The organism is Paraburkholderia sediminicola (assembly GCF_046026895.1).
GTDB lineage: Bacteria > Pseudomonadota > Gammaproteobacteria > Burkholderiales > Burkholderiaceae > Paraburkholderia > Paraburkholderia sediminicola_C.
Genome location: NZ_JAQQEU010000100.1, coordinates 1 through 20,402, shown reverse-complemented (window position 1 = coordinate 20,402; position 20,402 = coordinate 1). Strand labels below are relative to the sequence as shown.

The 20,402-nt window shown below is 65.4% G+C and carries 4 protein-coding genes; 1 reads left to right on the top strand and 3 read right to left on the bottom strand.

The annotated features are described in order from the left end of the window. Positions 1–394, top strand: a 394-nt coding sequence (locus PQR02_RS36055; RefSeq protein WP_408242658.1) for a hypothetical protein, incomplete at its 5' end; no start/stop codon positions are given. Positions 395–426: 32 nt separating this feature from the next. Here the strand turns inward: PQR02_RS36055 and PQR02_RS36050 are convergent. Genes PQR02_RS36050 through PQR02_RS36040 form a run of 3 tightly spaced genes read right to left on the bottom strand, consistent with a single transcriptional unit; the run spans position 427 to position 19,930 of the window. Next, positions 427–11,766 carry a Tc toxin subunit A-related protein gene (locus PQR02_RS36050; RefSeq protein ID WP_408242657.1) on the bottom strand — a complete coding sequence of 3,780 codons (11,340 nt, stop codon included), beginning with the start codon at positions 11,764–11,766 and terminating at the stop codon, positions 427–429. Positions 11,767–11,826: 60 nt separating this feature from the next. Beyond that, positions 11,827–12,210, bottom strand: a complete 384-nt coding sequence (locus PQR02_RS36045) for a hypothetical protein (RefSeq protein WP_408242656.1) — start codon at positions 12,208–12,210, stop codon at positions 11,827–11,829. 22 nt (positions 12,211–12,232) lie between these two features. Further along, entirely contained in the window at positions 12,233–19,930 is a 7,698-nt protein-coding gene (locus PQR02_RS36040) for a SpvB/TcaC N-terminal domain-containing protein (RefSeq protein ID WP_408242655.1), read from the bottom strand. Positions 19,931–20,402 lie beyond the last annotated feature (472 nt).

The window sequence follows — 20,402 nt, the reverse complement described above, 5'->3', positions numbered from 1 at the left end:
AGCGGCTCCGGCCCTGTGTGCTGCTACAACCCGATCAGCGCTGGATCATCTCCGCGTAATACCGCGTCGTACCGGTGTCTTGGCCGCCGTTTGCCATGCGCTGAATGAACCCGTCGCCGCGCTCCAAAGTCAGCGTCTGGAACATGCCGACGTACGGCACATACTCAAAATCGAACTTGGGCGAATCGATTCGACGCGCGAAGGTCCGTCGCCTCAGGATACCTATTTTCCCTTGGTACCTTCCGGGGCTAAGCCAATGCGAAGGGTATTTCAAAAACAACTTGGCAACGCGATCTCACAAACTTCAATTAGCACCAAAATGGCGTGCATGAAGCACATGAAGCAAGCTCTTGAGAACCGCAAAAACGACAACATTGGGTCGATCACTCAATGAACTCTGCATCGACGGGCATCGGGACGCCTGCATCAGCAGCAATGCGGAGCGGTTCGCGCATAGCGGCAGAGCAGGAAAAGCTGGTCCAGCTCTTCCGGAGCCTGCAGGAACCGCAGCCTGACGTGGGTGCCACGATGCTTGTCGCCGATCGGTCCGATCGGCGACTTCACGGTGCCGAAGTAGAACTGCGGCCAAGCTTCGTTGGCGAGGCATTCGAAGCGGATTGCTTCGCCGCATACCACATCGCCGTGGCGAAACTCGACGACCGCGCGCGCAAGGTCGCGATGCTCGGGGCATGGGCATTCGTGCGTCTCCGAGCAGGCGCAATCGCAGGTGCAGCCGCATCGATGATGGTGCACGTGCTCCGGCTTGCCCAGCAGGATCGCCATGCCGCCGACCACGATCTGCCGTCCTTCCGGCACGAACGGAAACATCCGGCGCTCGATGCGCAGATCGATTTGACGCTCGCAGGCGTCGCGCCCGGCGAGGTCCCGGTACCGTTGCCATGCATCGGGCATCTCGTGGCGCACGTCGATCAGCCTCCAGCCGTCTCCCGGCAGGCGATCGCGGGCAGCCGCCTGCGCCGCTCGCCGCAGCAGCGGGCCGCCTTCGCGCGCCATGAGCCCGAGCCGCATCATGCAGTCGGTCAGCGTGCGCGTGTCGAAATAATTGTTCGACGCCGCCAGCTCGATGCGCCATCGACTCACTGCGCCGCGGTATTCGAAGGGCAGGTAACGCGGATCGTTGAAGTCCAGCGTGAACAGCCCGGAGTCGTTCTGGCCATTGGACGTCGCGACTGCCTCGCGCGCGCCGAACTGACGGACGATCCGCGGATCGTCAGGACACGCCTCGTATTCGCTCGCAAGGCGAGCATCGTCATCACAGGCGTCGCAGCACTCCTTCAGGCAGCAGCACTCGTGCGGCGGAGTCGACAGGCGCGGGTCGACACGGGTGGCGCTGCCGAGCAGCGTCAGCCGGCAATGGACGCCGGTGTAAGGCCCGGTAACACAGGGAATCGTCAGCGACACGCTCTTGATGCGGCGCATGTAGTGGCCCGGGAAATCCATGTCGAACATCCACTCCGGGATCTCAATCTCGCAGCACCCGGTCGTGCGCAGCCGCAGGAATTCGGCGGGGAAATGCAACCGCAGCGAAATCTGCTTGGTGAGCTCGTACTCGCGGAGGTTTTCGTCGAGATACGCCTTCTCCATCTGGCGCAGCGCAGTCGAGAGGCGCTCACCCGCCATCAGCCCCTCGTGCAGCGAGTCCCAGTCGCATGCCGGAACGAACCGCCTCGCCGTCTGTCCGCGCTCGACGTTGAATGCATGCTGCGCCTGGCGGGCTGCAGCGACGGCGAGCTCGTATGTCCTGCCGTGGAGAGCGGCGGTTTCCTTCTGCAGGTAGAGGTACAGGTCGTGCGCGGTGAACTTGTCGCGGAGGAAATCCTGCACCTCGCGTGAATGCTCGATCTGACGCTGCTGGATGTTCAGGTCGTTGAGCATCTGGTCGCGACGACGCTGCGCGCCGAGGATCTGGCGCTCGATCTGCTGGATCTCGATGGTGAGCACGTCGATCTGGTGCGTCCACTCGGCGAGCCGCCGATCCCAGCCGCTCTCGGTCAGCTCGAGCCCCGCCGTGCTGCCTGCGATCTCGGACAGTCCCACCAGGACTCGCGCGGCCGCGGCGAAGCCGCCGGAAAGCGGTTGACCGATCGGAAGCTGGTAGTAGATGAGCGGCGTGCCGCCGAAGCCCGCGACGCCGGTGAAATAGTTGCCGGCACTGCTCATTGCGCCTGCGATCGCCTCGATCGCGTTGCCGCTGCCGCGCAGGAACGTCGAGGCGATCGTCAGCGACTGGTACGCGATCTCCCCGGAGATCAGGCCGTGCGCCTTCAGGTCCGAGTAGTACTGGAGGTTGGTCTGGTTCATTGCCTTGGTCTTCTGCAGCGACTCGATCTGCCAGTCGGCGTCGCGCCACGCGTCCTTGCGGCTCTCGAGGCCGAGCGTCAGCAACTCGCGCTCCTGGCCGGCATGCAGCGACGCTAGAAATTCGGCGTCTCCTTTCTCGAACGCCGAGAGGAGCGCAGTGCCCAGCTCCTGCGCGCGCGACGCGTACTCCAGTGCCTTCTGGATGAGGAACGAAAAGCGATAGGGGCTCCGCAGGAAGCACCACTCGGTCTCCTCGTCGCAGGGGACGACGCTGTTTCGCCATCCTTCGCGGACCGACGCATCGCCGAAGTAGTCGGTTTCGATCATTCGCCGGCCATCGCGGAGGCGGCGATCGTTGGAGCAGGCGCGAATACTCTCCAGCCGGTCGCGGACGACTTCGTAGACGTTGATGAGTCGCGGGTTGAGCGGCGGGAACTGTGGGACGAACGCCGAGACCTTGGGTACTGACGTCGGATCGGGCAGCACGACGGTGCGCGGCATGCAACCGAGGATCTTGGCCGCCGACTCGTAGATGGTCAGCGCGTCCTGTTCCGCTTCCGCCGAATGTCGATGGCGCCGCACCGCGTCGCCCCACTCGACGAGCGTTTCCAGGTAGTGAAGCAGGACCGAGCGGGTGCGCGCCTGATCGCACGAGATGTCGGTGCTGTCGCAGCAGGCTTCCCTCGGCACGCGACTCCGGATCACCGCCAGACGGCGGTCGTTGCCGTCGAGCCCGCCGTTCCGTCCGCGGTCCTCCGCGTGACAGTCGATCCAGGTGCAGTCGGACGCCAATGGGTTGAACGCGCTGCGATACCACGCCAGCGCGGCCTCGAACCGGCAATGCGATCGCAACGCCTGCGCAACGGCGAGCGCGGGCGCGAACGGAGACAACGGGAACAGCGATTCACCCGGCGTGACGAACAGCATCCACGGATATGCGGGAAGCTTGGCCGACCCGAGAAACGCGGGCGAAGTCGGCTTGGGGACCAGCAGTTGCGGTAGCCGCACCGCATCGTCGCGTGCGAGGTCGAACCGGTAGCCGGGATCCGCCGGATCGAGACGGTCCGGCGGCGCGATGCCGTTGGTCACCGAGAACACCAGCGAATCGGCGGTGCGACCGAGGAACACCAGATCGGCATCGGCACCCGGGTCGACCGCAAGGGCATCGATCGATCGCCGCGACTGCTGGAATTCGCCGTTGTGGATCCGGCACCATGCGAGGCGCACCGCGGGCTTACTCGGCCAATCGAGCAATTGCGGGACCTTGTCGGCGTCGTTCCAGACCGCCGACTGCTGCTGGACCGGATCGTAGTAGTCGTCCTGGAAACCGTTCTGACAGTCGGTCGTGCTGCCGCTGCCCGCGGCTCCGCTGAGCGTCGCGGGTACCGCCGGATCGTAGATCTCGGCCGGGACGAGCCAGAAGAAATACTCGTCGACGAGCGCCGGATGCGAGCAACCGCATTCGCTGCAGCAAGTCACGCACGTCTCGGTCGCGCTGCGCGTGTGCGGCTGGAACGCCGACGACGCCGGCGGGACGCCAGCCGCGGCGATGCGCACGAACGTGGCGCCCACCTCGATGGCCGCCTCGATCCACAGCGGCAGCGGCTTCGAGCCGGCATTGGCCAGCGCCGGGTTCCTGCGCACTTCCGAATGCACGGCGGCGAGCCACGAAGGACGAGCGTCGCGCTCCGGTGTGCCCAGCACGATCAATCCCTCGCGTTCCTTGGCGAGCATGCGGATCGACGACGGCTCCGGCCGTTGGAGCGGCGGCGGCTCGGGTGCCGGCAGTCGGGAATCCGGCCACCACTCGGTCCCGCCCGGCACGGCGGCCGTGAGTTTCGCGCTCCGCAATTTGTCCTCGAGGAAGCGGAACGCCTCGACGCCCTTGGCCTTCGCGAGATCGGCCCAGTCGACCCAGTCTTCCTTGTAGAGCGTGCGACGCTTGCACGCCTGCCAGATATCCAGCGTTGCGAACCGGCGGTCCCACAGCTCGGCGAACTCGCGGGTCATGCTCCAGCCCGGCTCGAGCAACAGTCGCGCCCGGCGCACGAAGCACTGTACCGCTGTAATGGCTTCCTCGACCCGAGTCGCCCGCTCGCAGACGCCGGCTTCCACGTCGAGGAGCAGCAGTTCGCTCAGTTCCCGCGCGTGCGTGGCGAACTTTCCCGGCATCCACGGCAGCGCCACGCGATCGGCGTTGCACAGATAGGCGACGAGTGCGTCGCGCCCGCGCTGCCGGAGCCCGTCGTTGAGACGGCGCAACTCGTCGTAGCGACGCGGGTCGCCGTGCCCGAGCAGGCCGTCGCAAAGGAACGCGGACAGGTTCGCGTTACCCGTCTGCGTTTCTCCGGGTAGCAGCACGCTCGGATCGTCCGCGGCCCACAGGTCCGGACGCGCGACGGTGCTGTCCTTGGCGGCGAAATGGGCGTCGAGCGCAACGAGCCAATGATCGGCGTGCCATGCGCGGACCGTCCAGCGATCGTCCTTCAGGTCGTCGCTCGACACAGCATAGATCGCCGCGAGCTGGTCCTGGAAGTAGCGAAGCTCGAGCTTGTGCATGCGCGGGTCCGAGCCCAGATGAGCCAGCAGCGGAACGGGGTCCGTCGGATTCGTCGCGCGTGCCTCGGCAAACAGGTGCCAGAGCTCACGATGATGGCGAGCCTCCACGTCGTCGCGGGCCACTGCGTAATCGAACGTTCGTTCCCACCAGTCGAACATCGCCTGCGTGCGCTTCGGCGACGGCTTGGTGCGCGAGTCGGCGGCCGGCGGCTGGTAGTCATCGAGGATCGGCAGGAAGTTGAAATCGAAGTTTGCCGCGTGGCGCAGGAACGACGATCCGGAGCGGAAATACGCGGCGCCGGCGAAACGCTCCTTCTCCTCGAGCATGTAACCAAGCTCCGACACGCCGTGGCAATTGCGTTCGGCGGCGAGCGCGAACCGGTGTGCGAACAGCAGTGCCTTGAATCCACGCTGGTAGGTGCGCCGGATGTCGCGGAAAGTGCTCGTGTAGAGGCGCTGGAGGAACAGCGTCGCGCTCGTGCTCTGCGTGGCGATGCCTTGCCCGAGCGGTGCGTCCTTCCACATCGAGAAGAGCTGCCGCCGGGGAATCGGGATGCACTCGCCGTAACTGTCCGGTCCGGCGTACTTGACTTCGAGTCCGGCGTGCAGCGCGTGAACCTGATCCTCCGTCGCGAACTCGAACGGCGGGCGAATCAACTCAACCGTGATCTCGTATGCGCCGCGCCGCAAGTGCCGGCACGCCGCAAGGCGCTCGTCCTCGGCGGCCCATCGATGACTGAGGAGCACCCATGTGCGCGAGCCCCGCTTCAGCGTCACGCGCCACTTGAAGCGATCGACCGCCTCACAGTCGGGCTTTTGATGATGGGGCGTCGGCGCCCCTGCCCAGAATTCGTACTCGCCGTCCTCGTCAACCAGCAATGCGCCGGACCACTTCGCCTCGAAGCCCTGAGCGCCGCCCAGCATCGCGCCGCCGGCGTTTCGGACGAGGAAGCCATTGCGCACGCTGACATACTTGCCCTGCGCCGGCGTGATCGTCGCCCCCAGCGAAGGCAGCACGACGGGAACCGGAGCGTTGTCTTGATCGTGCAGCGGACCGAAGCCGTCCAGCGCGCCGGTGAGGTTGCGCCAGACCAGTCCGCCGCCGTCGACCTTGTACTCGGTGACGAGGCCCGTGCCCACGAGACCGAGCAGCGCGGCGAAGCCGCTGCCGTTGGGGTGCGGCATCCACGTCACCAAGGGCTCGGTGCCGTCGTCCCGTTCCCAATCCGACGTCGCCGCGTTCTCGTCGCCGAAAAGCTGGCGCAGGATCAACATCGCGACCGATTCGCCTTCGGGACACGGCTGCCGCGTGACCGCCGCCATGTGAGCGGCCAGGTGGCACGCGATGATCCTGCAGCGCTGGTGGCACTGCGCGACATGGCGACGGAAGTAGTCCCACCGATCGCACTCGTCGCGCGCTTCGACCAAGTGCCGCTCGGCATGCGCGAAGTCGGGGAACAGCACGGCGAACAGCGCCAGCGACGCGCGCGGCTGGAAGTAGAGGTCCTGGACCGCCGCCTGCTCGTCCGCATTCAATGCGTCGAGACGGACCAGCTGTGAGATCAGCGAATCGTCCGCGAGCGGAACGTGCGTCCAGAGCTTTTCGGTCGCCGGATCGTACTGGAGCGGCCCATCGGCGTTCGCGCTCCACATCGCTGCATTGGTCTTCGCGGCCAGCAGCGCCGTGACGAAACACGTGGCGGGAACATCGACGACGAAGCCGCATTTCCTCAGGAGCTGCGGGAACAGGTGCCGGCCGAAATCGAGCACGTCGTCGAGCGCGAAGCCGAGCTCGTCGGTCAGGATCTTCGAAACGCGTGACCAGTCCCAGTCGTCGACGCATTCCTCGGTGATCGTGGTCTCGACGCGAACGGCTTTCCTCGGCTCGTCGCACGGCGCACAGCCATCGCCCGCAACCGTGCCGTCGACCGCGACCGACACGCGCCACCCCGCGTCCGGCGCCATCTCGGGCGCGGGTGTGCCAAGCAGCTTGTGTCGCAAGTGCCACAACGAGAAGCCGCACTCGTCCGCGGGCAGCGCCAGCGGCAGCTCCGATGCCTCGCACTCGTCCTGCAACGGAAAGATGGCGCCGCAATGCTGGTCGTCGACCGTGAACAGGTACAGCACTTCGGCGAGCGTGAAGCGGGACGCCGCGAGCTTTGCGAGCAACTCGGCGAAGCGCAGCGTGTGCGTCGGCAACCCGTGCCAGTTGTCGGTCGCCGATGCCGGATCGAATCCTGCGAGACTCGACAGCGCATCGAGCTTCGACAGCAGCCATTCGACCATGTCGGGTCGATGCTGCTCGCAACGGTAATGGATCTTCGCGTGATGCAGCACCTTCTCGCACAGCTGCCGGACGGCCCACCCCCACTTCGTCGCCGACGGGCCGACCCAGAGCGCGAGCAACTGCGTACGCTCGGCGTCGACCGCGGCCGCCGCGTGCTTTTCCGATTTGTCGACGAGGTCGATGCAGAACCGGTCACGCAGCATCTGGAACGCGGCCAGCTGGCGAATGAACTCGGGATTGATCGCGCCGCTCGCATCGAACAGACGCAGCACGTTGCAGATGTCGCGGAGCTGCGCGAACGAATAGCAGAAGCAGCACGATTCGTTCAGTTTACGCCACAGGCGGATGAACACGATCAATCGCGCCAGCGTGCCGGCGCGGCCGCCGCGCCGCTCCGGAAACTGGATGACCATGCCGTCGGAGCAACACGGCTCGCATTCCGGAAATGCGCCGTCCTGTCGCGCGCGGTTGGAAAACTCGACGAAACCGGACTTCCATAGCTCGTAGAAATCGCAATAGGCGAGGCAGGTTCGGGCGAGGAATTCGGGGACGTCGGTGACGACGTCGATCCAGTTGTCGTTATCGTCGCGTCCGCCGAAGCCATAGAGTCCGCGGATGGGTGAGCCGAGCCTGAGGTTGCGGATGGCGAGCGCGTCCGGATTGGCTGGTGGGTTGTTGGGGTTGTTCCCATTGTCGGGATTGTTCGGGTCATCCCGACGGTGCGGATCGTTCGGATCGGGAACTGGGTTGGGATGCTCGCCGCACGGCGATACCTCGGTCCCCTGAAACAGCGTCGCATATTCCTCGGGCGTGATGCCCAGGTATTCGATCGCAATGTCGATACGCACCGGAAGGCGCCACAGGTGGTCCGCAAACCCCGTGGGCTCGTTCGCTGGATCGAGCACGAACTCGGTGATGCACTTGCGAAACGTGCGCATCTCCTCGACGCGACAGCTTCCGAAGTGCCGCAGATACGTGCGCGCAACGTCGAGCGCCTGCGAGTACGGCAGTCGACACGCGGAGAAATCCTTCTGCAGAATGTCGAATACGGCCGGCTCGACGCTGCTGTTGGCGGCGACCGGCGTGGCCGGCGTCGAAAATTCCGGCAGCCCTCCGAAGATCCGCGCAGGCTCGTGACAGAACGGCGCGCATTCGTCGCGTGGGCATGGATCCTCGCGGCACAGAAGGTGCCCGGCGAGCTTGTCCTGCGAAGTGTCGTAGATCACGCCGTGGGTTGACTCAGCCGCGGCGCCCAGGTACTCAAGGTTCTCGTTGACGATGTCGATCAGCGGCAGCGGCGTCTCGAGATTCGCGCAGCTCGCCGTGAGGTCGCTTAAGGGGCCTCGGCGCTTGCCAAGGACGGTCTGCAGCGCCGCGGGAGCGAAGGCGATGATCGAATTGGCCGGCACATCGGCGGACATCGGCTGGCTCAGCGTGACGGATGTCGCCGCGACGCTCGCGACCACCGTATCGTCCGGAATACCGGATCCGCTGACCGCCATTCCGGCGACCAACCCAGCGGTGGTTACGAACGGCAGCGTATCGCCGTCGGGCGTGTCGCTGCTCGTCGGCAGGTAGACGCTCTCGGCGACGGGCGAGTCGCAGGTCGAGAGCGCGGACAGCTGCAGCAGCTCGGCCAGATAGGCGATGGGGCCGAGCGGCGACGTGCACGACGGCGGGATGCAGTTGGTCAGCGTGTCGTCGGGATTCACCGGGACGAAACCGCCCGGCGCTCCCGTGGCCGGCGACGGAGGCGCGATCGCCGATGCGGACGCATAGATTGCCGCAGCGAGCTCGAACGCGATGGTGCCGGTCAGCGCTTGCTCGAAGCGATCGCCGCTGAGCACCGTGATCGCTTGCGCGGACGTGAAGCCGCGCGCATAGAGCGCTTCGATGACAGAGAACTCGAACGCCGGCGTGCCCGGCGGCGGCGGCGCCACGGACTTCATGACCTGGTACAGCGCGTCGAGCGTCGTCAGCGCATCGAATGCCCATTGTTGCGCGTGTTCATCGTCGGTGAAGACGCTCGCCGCGGCAGCGCGCAGCTTCGCCGGATCGAATCCGGTGCCGAGCGTGAACGGGCCGTACGCGGCGAGGCACATCGACAGCCAATCCTGCGTCGGGGCGCCGAGCTGCGGCAGGTCCGGCGCGCTGGCGCTCGCCACGTTCATGCTGAACGTGATGTTCGAATTGGCCGGGATCGGCGCCGTTGTCGGCGCGCTCAGCGTGACCGTCGTGATGCCACCCGCAGTGGCCACGCCCGCGACGGTCGTTCCCGGCGGGATGCCGGTTCCGCTCGCGAGCATGCCGACGACGATCTGGGGGCTCTCGGCGAACTGGAGCGTCGTGCTCCCTGAGCCGGTGAGCGAGCTGGTGGCGAGAACGAACGCAGCGATCGGACCGCCGGCATCGATGACCAGGAACGACTGCGCGCGCCGGATGAACGCTTCGATGCGCGCCTGGATGTTGCCGGTTCCCGGCGGCAGCCAGGTCGGATTCTTCTGGAAGAAGTCGATCCATTGCGCGCGCGTGACCGCCGCCAGCGCATCGATCGTCGCCGTGGGCAGAAGGTTGGTGATGATCAGATTTCCGAGCGCCGTGTTGAACGGCGCGGGAACGATGTAGCCTTCGGTCAGCGCGGACAGCACGAGGTCGAGACAGGCGCCGGGCTGCGCGCTCCTTGCCGCCGGCCAGAACTTCGCCGTGTCGTCCGACGCCAGGTAGACCTGCGTGCTCAGAGATCCCGACGTATCGGGCGGAAACGCGAGCCAGGACTTGACGAGCGCGGACATGCCCGCCGAATACGGCGGGGCAAAGCGGATCGCGCTGCCCGCGGGCACGTCGCCGAGTAGCGGCGCGCTGAGCGTGACGTCGGTCGCCGTCAACGATGCGATGGTTGCGTTGAGCGGAATGTTGATGCCGCTGACCAGCATTCCGGCGGTCAAGCCGCCGGTCGCGGCGAACGACAGCTTGGTGCCCGATAGCGCATTGCCCAGTGTCTGGAGGCTCCGCGTGCCGAGCGGCGCGAGAGGCGCGGTCGACGACGGCGGGATGTTCATCGCAGCGATGCGCCGCGCGGCTTGCGCTGCATTGATCTTCGTCGGCGCAAGCGCCACGAAGGCTTCGGCATCGGTGATCGTGCCGGCGTCGATCGCCGAGGTCAGTTCCGACAACAGCCGCTCGACCGACTCGCCGGTTGCGAGCTGGAAGCGCTGGTCGACGCCTATCTGCATGGGTAGCAACGCGCCGAGGCCGAAGAAATAGGCCGCCGGAATACCGAAGTTCGACGGCGGATCGACCGAGTCGACGCCGGTGAGGATGATCTGGTGCCCGCTGACCGGCCCGCCTCCGGCCGCCGCGGAGTTGGCGGGCAGATCGAGCATCGCCTGCGTGGACGCTAGCGAACGCTCCTCGCAGGCGATCGCGATCGAGAGCGAATCGACAAACCCGGTGAGCCGATCCGCTGCGGTGTCGGCAAGCGTGTAATAGCTCAACAGCGACGCTTCGAACTGCTGTCGATCGGCTTCGAGCTGGTTCGGGGTCGTTCCGCTCAGCATCGGTCCCGCATTCGGCGGATTGCTGTACATCTGGCCGACAGAGTCTGGTGGCTGTGGCGGCGGCGGTTGCTGGCTCCATACGATTTCGTACGCGATGTTGCGACACTGCTCGATCGACAACGCGCCGAGATTCGGCGCGAACGTGAGGCTCGTGCCCGATGCGACGCCAGGAGGCACGATTTCCTGGCTCAGCGTGACGAGTCCGCCGGCATCGATCGAGCGCACGGTCGTGTGCGCGGCGATGCCAGTACCGGAAACGCTCATGCCAGCGGCGATTCCGGTCGTAGTTGCGGGGATCTTGACCGTCGTGTCGCCGCCCGCCGAGGCGGAAGTCGTCGCCACGACCGGCGACGCGCCGGGATCCTGCTTGAGGATCGTCTGCACGGCGGAGAGCAGAGCGTCGAACGGCGGTGGAGTCCCGTCGGTCGGCAGCGAGAACGAGAACGGCTTCGACGAGCTCGGCGGCGCCGGAAGATGCAGGTACGCGCTCGGCGACAGCGCCATCCACGGATCGACCTGCGGGACGAGGACGAGGCTCGAGGGCGCCCATAGTTCGAGATCGGGCGCGGGCCCCGCGCTCAATTGGACGTCGTAGTAGAGCTGCCCCACCGGCACCGGTGCCGCGCCAGCGCCCGAGCCCCATTGCGCGACCAGTCGCAGGTTCTCGATCTTCGCCGCCGTCGGGATTTCGATGATCGCCGTCGCGGCCGCGTCGAGCTGGAAATGGGCGGACAACGGCGGAGCTGCGGCATCGACGTCGTAGTGCTGGATGATGCCCGACGTCGGCGATGACCCGCCATAGCCTGGCACCTTGAGCACCGGGGTCGGCGGCATCACGAGCGGAGCCGTGGGAGAGGGGCCGGTCGACGCCGCGACGTACTTCGCAGTGCCCAGGTTGCGCCCGACGCTCGGATCGCTGAACGACAACTCGAACGCGGTGATCTGCAACGGCCCAAGTCCCGCCGGGTTCAGGTAGTCGGTGAACTTCGCCGGGTCCAGCGGTTGCGGGGGAACGATTCGAATGACGATCAGGCTCGACATCTGGCTTCTCCTAGGTCCGGTCGCGCCGGGCGTACTGCGTTCAGTGTTCTGTGTTTCAGGTCAGTGCCCTCTCTTGCGCTTCGGCGGCTTGGGCGGGGAAGCCAGCTTCGCAGGTTCCCCTTTAGATGGCGGCCGCGCGCTCGTGGCGGCGGTCGCAGTCGCGGGCAGTGTTCGAGGCGTGCATTCGTCCGCAGGCGACGGCACGCTGGTCGCGACGAGCACGCCGGCGATCTGCGCGAACGGCACGAACACGGCCGGGTTCATCCGGGCGAGATCGCGTCCGTCTTCCCGCAGCAAGCGATCGGTCAGCGCTTCGGACTGCAACCACAGGCCGTTCATCTCCGCACCGATCAGCGTGTACGGACGTGCGGTGCCGTCGTCGAACAGAGCCGGGATCGAGACGAACAGGATCTTGTTGAGATAGCGGGCAAGATTGGGCGGCATGGCATTGTCCTCTGCTATGGCATCACTTGCGGTTGGTGTAGGCCCGGTATCCCAGGTGGGCCCAACCGATTGGGCCCATCGCCAGGTCGCCGATCACCGTGACGCCTTCGGCGATGCCCGATGCGCCGGCGGTGACGGCGCCTGCAATCTGTGCCTGGTCATCGGTTGCACCGTGGCTCTTCGCGAACGATTCCACCGCCTGGGCGTTCTCGACGATGCGCTTGTCGCCGCCGGTGACCTCGATGCCTTTCTCGGCGACGAGCGTGGTCGAAGTCGCTCCCAGGACGATCAATCCGCCTGTCGGATGCAGCGACATCACCGCTCCGCCGATGTCGACGGCGCTGCGGACGTTCTCGGTGGTGTGCTCGATCTTGTCCAGCGTAGTGGTCGCTGTGGGCCGCGTTGCCGCCTGCGCCGATGAGACGCCGACGGTCAGCACGAGGCCGAGAACGGCGAGTCCGGTGCCGATCGGGCCGACTTTCGGGACGGATTTGAGACCGGTGCCAAGGGTTTCCGCGCTCTTCGCAAGCCGCGTTGCGTCCTCGAATTCCTTGAGCTTCACCGCCGTGTCGCCCAGCCGCTGCATGGCGAACAGATTGCCGACCTGGCCCAGTATTGCCTCGCCGACCTGTCCCTCGCTCACGATCGATCCCGTCCCCGAAATCGCAGCCTTCGTGGTATCGACGGCGGCTTCAATTTCCCTCCCCAGGTCGACCCCTTTCCCGCTGGCGACGAGCGCTTTCGCGGCTGCGGTGCGTGCGTTGTCGGCCGCGGCAATCCCACGGCTCGGATGAGTCTTCATCAGTGCAGTGGCACGCTCGACGATGACCGTCGGATCCTTCAGGTACCGCGCAAGGGTGTACTCTGACTCCTTGGTCGCCGGGTTGTAGAGCAGTTGCTTCAAGACCCCGCGCGGGATGACGTGCTCCGCCTCGGTGACGATCTGGCCGAACAATCGCCGCGGGTTGATCTGCTGGTACCACGGTGCGACGTAACCGAGCGCTCCGGGTGGCGCGCCCGCCGAGCCGGAAGGATCGACGAGGCGCACCGGATTTCCGGACACGTATGCGTAGACGCAAGGCCCGTCGTCAACGCCCGACGGATCGACGCTGATCCACCTCCCCAGCCACGGCGCGTAATACCGCGCACCGTGGTAGTTGAACCCGTTCTCCTCATCGCGCTCCTTGCTCGTGTACCGATAGCGCTTCAGCTTGACCTCGCTCGCGTTGCGCCCTGTCTGGAACACCGTCGTGCCGTACGGCGAGTACTCCTCGTACGAGATTAGGCCGGCCGCTTCGTCGAGCTCGATGCTCGCGGAGCCGAGATGATGGGCGAGCTGGAAGCGCTGCCGCGGCATGCTCGAAAGCAATGGATCGCCGCGGTCGAAGGTGAGCGTTTCGACGATGGCCACGCGCTGCGGATCGTCCATCACGTGGAGCGTCTCGCGCTCCAGCGCGAGCTCTTCGCCGTCGGCTGCATATTCGCGAAAGAGCTCGAACCCTCCGATATACAGCCGCTCGCTCTTGCGCGACCCGTTGGCGCGTTCGGTCACTTTCCGGGTGCGCGCGCCGCTCGAGTCGTAGACGTAATACGTTGTCTCCGGCGTCCCGCAATCGACGACCTGTCGTGCACTGGCTGTCATCCGGTCGAGGAAGTCCCAGCGCATCGTCGGCAGATGCGGCATCTGGACGATGTTGCCGCTCGCGTCGTAAAGGTAGATTTCGATCGGCGCCCCGGCCTTTGCGCCGAGGTGCGTGCGGCTCAGCCGATTGCTGCAGCGATCGGGCTCGATAAGGCTCGCTTCATCGTACGCGTAGCGTCGGGTCCAGTCGTTGTGCGCGGAGCGATGGGCGGTGCACACGATATTCCCCACCGGATCGTATTCGTAGCGCTCCGCGTAGGTCTCGAGCGATTGCAGATCACCCGATGAAGCGGCGCCGGCGAACGGATAGTCGCGGTAGTCGCCATCCGCGGGCGCGAATTGGAACGCCGATTGCAGCACGTGCTCCCGACCCGTCGCCGCAGTCAATCGGTAGAGCGGGTCATACGCATATCGACAGGTGGCATCGACCCGTTGGTTCCCATGGAAGACCGTCTGCAATGCGCGGTCGAGAATCTCGGCGATGTTGCCGACGGGATCGTAGTGATACCTCAAGTCCTGGATGCATGCAGGGTCCGCGAATATCGCGTTGGCAAGCGGCTCGCGATCGGTCACGCGAGTGGTTCGAAGCCGTCGGAGCCGGAACGTCAACGGGTCGTAATCGGACGTGGAACTCGCACCGTTGCCGTAGTCGATGCAGATGCGCTGGCCGCGCGCGTTGTAGTCGATGTTGCGGACGAAGGGCGTCCACGGCGGCGATCCCTTGCAATGCCTGGCGCGCAGCGCGACGTCGATCCGCTCGATCATCGCGGCATCGTTGTAGGCCGGCCGGTAGATGCTGCCGTCCGGGCCGGTGTTGGTCACCACGCGGTTCAGCGCATCGTAGGCGGTGCGCCCGGTGAACCGTGCCGATTCGAACGCCGGCGTCTTCGACCAGTCCGGTGCGCTCCGATACTCGCGGGCAAACTGGCGCGCAGTCTCGACCGGATTGCCCTTGAAGTCGTACCGCTCGGTGGTCGTCACGCCCGAGGTGTCGAAATGCCGGAAGACCCGCCCGCGCAGGTTGGCCGCGCGCTGGCGATGCTCCGTCATCCCGGTGTCGGCGCTGTCGCCATAGATCGTCTTCTCGTACAGCAGATTGCATGGATGCGCGCCGGCATTGCGCTCGTATTGATCGCCGCCGTCGACGTATTGCCGGACCGGTCGACGCAACGCGTCGTACTCGGTGCGGAACGCAAAGAGACGGCTGCTCCAGCCCCGGATCGGCTTTCCCTCGGCATCGTTCAGCGTCCAGCGCTCGCCCGCTTCCATGCTGGACTGATGCACCCGCCGCCCGATCAGGTCATAGTCGTACCGCATCACGCTGCGTCCGAGCGCGTCGATCGTGTCGCGCGTGTTGCCCTGGATATCCAGGACGGTCAGCGACGCGTACTTGCGCGGCCTTCGTTCGTCGTCGAGCCCGTTGTCGACCACCGACAGCACCGGACGTCCGAGCGGATCGAGATGGATCACCGTCGGCGTGTCGGCGTCGCGAGCGGCGGACAGTGCCGCGTTCTTCTCCGCATCGCCGAGTGTGCCGGCGACGCGCATCGCGTACCACGTCGGCAGGTAATCCTCATCGGGCAGGCGCGATGCGGACGCGCCGATGTCCGGGTCGGTTTTGGGATTGAGTCGAACGGCGTCGTTGGCGTCCCACTTGACCTGCTGCCACGCATCGAACACCACCTTCTCGAACGTGTGGTCCGGACGCAGCGTGGCGACGACGCGGGCAAGCGGGTCGTACAGCAGGATCGGGCTCACGCCCTGGATCGCGGCGAACTCGAATTCCGGGACGGCGCTGAAGAACGGCTCGTACTTGCGAACCGGCTTGCCCTTGTTGTTGTAGATCGTCCAGCCGCTGCCGATCCAGCGCTGCGCAACAGTTGTGCCGCCGGGCCGCACCGGTCCCGGCTCCGCCTGCAGCTTCTTCTGGATCTCGCGGCCGAAGCCGTCAGAGAACGCGACGTGCACCTGCGTGCGCGTGCGCTCGCCCTCGGCCAGGTCGCTGACGTGCGTTTCACGCAGGATCGTCGCGCCGAACGCCGGCTTTCCCGAATGCCGATAGCGATCGGCCTCATACAGTACCCGGGTAGTCGCGTGCCCGAGCACACGATGCGACGCGCGTCGTGGATCGTCGAGGAATTCGCGCAACGTCTGCGGATCGAGGTCCGGATCGAATCCGTCGAGCGAATCGCCCTCGCCGTCCTTGCCGGCGACAGCCGTTCCGGCGACCAGCCCGAGCGCATCGAACGCCGCTTCGGACCGGTTTCCGTTGACTTCGATCTGCAGCCTCGGCGCCAGCACGCGGTAGTCGATCTCGGCCCGCGTGACGTTGCCAACCGCATCGATCGTTTCGACCGGCATGAGGTCGTGCGCGTCGAGCCTCACGCGCGTCGCGTTGCCGAACGGATCAACATAGCGACGCGGCGTGAAGAAGTGAGCCGCCGCGTAGCGCAGTTCGTGCGCAGGATCCGGTCCCGACTCGTCCACATAGTAAACGCGGCCCGAGGGCGCCCACCACTCGCCTTCGCGCCCGAGGTCGACATAGCCGCCTTCTCTCGCCAGCGCCGCTACGTCGGCGCCGAGCTTTTCGCCGAGACAGCGCGGCGGCATCGCGAGCCGATAGCTCTCGCCCGGAAGCGCCATCGACTCGAGGAGGCCGAGTGGCAACAACTCGCCGAGGGCGTCGGATCGATACAGCGTCCGTGATTTCGCGAGCAACCGCCGGCCGATGCGGCCATCGTAGCGCCAGTCGTCGAACGGAATGTCGTAGCAGGCGTCCTCGAGCAGCGCGATTTCGACGGAGAGCTCGCCGAATCGAAACGGCCTTGTCGCGCCACGATCGCAGTTCTCTGGCGTCAGGCCGCGCACCTCGAACGACCGCTGCTCCGCCGGCAATGGCGTGCGATAGGCATCCGCATCATGGACGGCGTTGGTGTACCTGTTCTCCGCGAGCGTAACGAGCGTACGCCGCTGGAAGTCGCGGCTGTCCGCAGCGAGCCGCCGCGGATAAGCGATCGCCACGGATTTCAGCACATTTCCGTAGGCGTCGACTTCGAGCGTCACGTTGTGCGACACCCGCGGATCCGCGTGCAGGCATCCTTCAACCTCGTACAGCTTGCGCTCGTATGCCAGGCTCAACTGCTCGCGCGGATGCGAGTACACGACGGCGTGGCGATTGGGTCCGCGCGGCTGGATCAGCCGCACCGTGAGGTTGCTCTCGGTCGCCGAGTACGGCCGGCAGGACTCCGGCTTGCCGTCCAGCGCGTAGATCTCCTGCCGGAGCATCGAGCCCTTCAGCGCACGGCACGCTTCGCGCGCCTGCTCCGGCTCGAGCTCCGGGGGCAACACGGTGTCATCGAGCAGCGTTTCGGCGGCGGACTCGCGGTAGTACTCGCGCGCGAGATGGCGTGAGACACGGCCGCCCTTGACGAACACTCCGGTATGGAACCAAGTGCGCGTCAGCACCGGTGGAATGCTCGACGCCGGATCCAGGTTTTGCGGCGAGTCCGGGCCGTCCTCAAACGTGCCGATCTCCTCGGTGTCGAGCTGATCGACGCGCCCGAAGCCGCGGAACTCGCGTTCCTCGCCGTCGTAGAAGCCGTGGTGATAGCTGAAGCGCGAGATGAATCGGTTGCGGCTCACATGATCGAGCGTCTCGACACGATCGACCACGTGGACGGGGAATGGCAACCGCGTGATCCACGGCGCGCCAGCAGCCTTGTCGGCGAGATAGAACCGGGTCGACGATGCGTACCCGATCCGCGTTTCCGCGCCGAGGTTGTTGACCGTGCGCGCAAGCAGGTGCGGCTTCAGCCCGCACATCAGGTCGACGTAGCGGATGTGACGTCCGAAGTCGCCCGGCAGCGATGACGACCAGAGAAGGCATGCGGTGCCGCGGCCGAGGAAGTCGGTGACCGTGACGGACGCCAGGTCGTCAATGCGTGGGAATGCCCTCACCTTGCGCACATCGGTCCAGCGGTCGCCGGTTTCGTTCAGGTAGACCTGCACTTGCCGATGACCGAAATAGACGACATCGGTCGTGCCCGAGCCGTCGGTGTCGGCCAGCCGGAGGCGCTTCTGATCGAACAGGTCCGCGTCGTCGAACCACGGCGCGTTCTCCATCGCGACCTTTGCGCCGAAGCGGCCGTGTCCGAGATTGGGCCAATAGCAGATCTCGCCGTTGCGGATACGGACGAGATCGGACAGTCCGTCGCCGGTCATGTCGGCGAGATACACCGACTGCGTGCCGTCGCCGAAGATGACGCGCGGACCGCGCTCTTCGTCGAGCGGCACCGCGACGCGAATGCCCTTCGCGAATCCATGCTCGCCCAGCGATCGGTGCCAGGTGAACGCGTCGTCCTCGGTGATCAGCACGTCGGCGATGCCATCGCCGGTCAGGTCGACGAAGCGAAGATTGGGATCGTTCCAGTCCTGCACGGGCAGCGAGTCGAAGGGCCTGAATCCTTCCCACGCCTGGTCGTCGGTACGCTCGTAGAATCCGCCGGCGTTCGAGAGTTCGACCACGTCCAGCGTCCCGTCGCCCGCGAGATCCATCAGTTGCTGTCCGGATCCGAGGTTCGCAGTCGACGGCCGCAGCGACACGGTCTCCACCGCGCCCAGTTGCCCGTCGCCGCGATTAGGCTTGTAGAACCACGTGTCATCCTGCTCGGCGAGAATCCCGACAATGCCTTCACCGTCGAGGTCGACGAATCGGTAATCGCCGGCGCCGATCGCGGCGGGCAGGTTCTGCAGACCGTCCGGCTGCACTTCGTTCAGTGCGTAGGCGTCGAACGCCGCGTCTTCGAGTGGGCTTTCGGTGTAGAAGAAGTCGGCGGGCGCGAGCGATCGCGTGAGGTAGCGGCCATCGTGGAGGAGACGGTGCCCGAAGGCGGTCACCCGCTCGAGGAACGAGCCGATCGCTTTCTCGCGATAGTGGAAGCGCATCGATCGGACCAGTGCGGCCGGGATCCCGAGCTCGCGCTCGAACCGATGAAACATCAGCACGCCCTGGCACAAGCGATGCGTGCGGATCTCGAATCCAGAGCGATAGCTCGAGAACGAATCCCTGCGCACCGTCCATGCCGATTGCGGCTCCGTGCTCGCGCGGCAGAACACGCGCCCGTTTTCGTCCGGCGCGCAGTCGGTGCGATGATCTTCGCCGTAATCGAACACCGCCTCGAACATCCACCCGGCGTCGTCGAGGTCGTTGGGCTCGATGTGCGAAGCGCGCCAGCGGGGCTTTGCCGGATCAATCAGCAGCGGCACGCGATTGCCGTACCGGATCCGCTTCAGGTATCGATTGGCCGTGCGGCTGCGCGAACGCTCGCTCGGACGACCGGTATCGACGCCGCAATCGTCCTCGGCGCGATACTCGTAGACGATCGCATTACCGCGATCGTCATAGGAACGGCAGATCAGCCAGCTGAAGACGTGCGCCGGATCATCCGGATCGGCGATGCGCGAGTCGGCATCGAAGCCGTAGACCGTGAGAACGTTGGCGCGCGAGATCGAGCGCCAATGCGAGATGCCGGTCTCCAGGCATGTCCAGCGCTCGATCCGCGCGAACAATCCCTCGACGCGCGGACGATATCGCCGGACGCAATACCCCTCGCGCTCGCACTCGACGAATCGCATTTCGCCGCACTCTTCGGAGCTCAATTCGGGCACCAGGTCTTCGGCGCCGGACAGCACGAAGATGTCCGATTCCTCGGCGCTTCGATAGCGAGGCAGCCCTTTGTCGGTGCGGATTGCGATGCGCGGCGCCGATAGGGACCAGCCGATGCCGAAATGACCGTTGCCGCTGCCCGAGTCGTACGTCAGCGCGATCTGCGGACCGAATGCGTTGCGTCCGGCGCTCAGCGCAAGCGGGATCGAAATCGCACCGGTGCCGGTGGCGGGATTGGTGGTGAATTTCTCGTCGATCCCGCGGATCGCGCCGCCACCCTTGGGAAGATTGATCGCGGGCGCCGTGAAGGGCGACGGAGGACCCGACGAGGATGCGGCAGTGTCGCGATCGGCATAGGCGTCCGTCGATCGCGATCCGCCTTCGTTTCCGGGTACAGGACTGTAGAATTCCATGTGACGTGTGCGATGCGATCAATGGAAGCGCCGTCGAAGGTCTCACGCGGGGTTACGCTGCTCCGATGCAATCGGGCGCACGATCATCGATTGATGCGCCATCGTCGACCGGGCGACAACCGGAAATGTTCCACCCTTACGTTCTCGACCGGGCCCCTAATCAGATGCAAATCGCCTGGTCGTTGAAACACTACGGTTAACTCATGAATTAACTGATCTCGGTCGAGGCGACTTAATTACGCTTTCAAAGTGGGATCTGCACGCCGTTTCAACTTAGACACGTTGCTTCAGCGGCGCGAGCGCCTCGGTTTCGCCTGACGATTGATTTATTTTTTATATTTTTTCGTTTCAGCAACATCGGAGTTAATGCTAGGAGACGAGATCACGTGTTACAAGTGAATATTCAGTACGCATGCGCGGCTTCAGCTTTAATCTATAAAACGGCGGAATGTTGCTAAAATTGACAATTCGT